Below are 360 nucleotides of genomic sequence, written 5' to 3' on the forward strand. Positions count from 1 at the left end.
TCTACAACAAACCCACGCGGCACCAGACTGGAGCGGTGGAGTGCTTGCTGCATGGCGTTGATTCTCCTCCAATCAAAGCGCCACGCATCCCCCAAACTGCATCAAAAGTGATGGTGTGGAACGGCCCTTCGAACCGGCATCAAAAGTGCCTAACGTGGTCGCGTTAATAGGCGCCACAAAGAAAGGACCGTTCCATGGAGAAGATTATCACGGTGGGGTTGGATTTGGCCAAGTCGATCTTTAGAGCTTGCCCCGCAAATTCGGACAGTAGCTTGAGTGGATTTTCTGCCTGACAGCGGCGAGGATTCTTGCTGCGAATCAGGAGCGAAGATGACGAAGAAGAGCCGCCGGACGCATTCT

Annotated in this window: 1 protein-coding gene; it reads right to left on the reverse strand. The window is 53.9% G+C overall.

The genetic code is table 11. From position 1 onward, the window contains the following. Positions 1 to 163: 163 nt before the first annotated feature. On the reverse strand, positions 164 to 360 hold a 197-nt coding region (locus tag QJT78_RS52335), incomplete at its 5' end, for a hypothetical protein (protein ID WP_281460968.1).

Source organism: Bradyrhizobium sp. Mp27, assembly GCF_029953005.1.
In the GTDB taxonomy this organism is placed as follows: Bacteria; Pseudomonadota; Alphaproteobacteria; order Rhizobiales; family Xanthobacteraceae; genus Bradyrhizobium; species Bradyrhizobium barranii.